The organism is Nocardia cyriacigeorgica (genome assembly GCF_010858045.1).
Lineage (GTDB): Bacteria > Actinomycetota > Actinomycetes > Mycobacteriales > Mycobacteriaceae > Nocardia > Nocardia cyriacigeorgica_E.
In genome coordinates this window covers 1-299 of the sequence record NZ_JAAGVC010000288.1, presented here as the reverse complement: position 1 = coordinate 299, position 299 = coordinate 1, and the positions used below count along the sequence as shown (strand labels likewise).

General features: G+C 67.2%; 1 protein-coding gene. It reads left to right on the top strand.

Annotation, left to right across the window (positions count from 1 at the left end):
* Positions 1-299: condensation domain-containing protein (locus GV790_RS29750; RefSeq protein WP_163818136.1), on the top strand; the 299-nt coding region annotated here is incomplete at both ends.

The window sequence follows — 299 nt, the reverse complement described above, 5'->3', positions numbered from 1 at the left end:
CCGATGTGCCGTTCGAGCGTCTGGTCGAGGTGCTGAACCCGCAGCGCTCCACCGCGAGGCACCCGCTGTTCCAGGTCGGCTACTCCTTCCAGAATCATGAGCGCGGCGAGCTCCGGCTGCCGGGGCTGGACGTCACCGATATCGAATTCGACAGCGGTACGGCGCAATTCGACCTGCACCTGTTCGCGGTCGATCAGTACACCGGTGACGGCGCGCCCGCGGGCCTCGAACTGGCCCTCGGCTACGCCACCGATGTGTTCGAATCCGCCACGGCCGAACGCATCCTCGCCCAGCTGGGG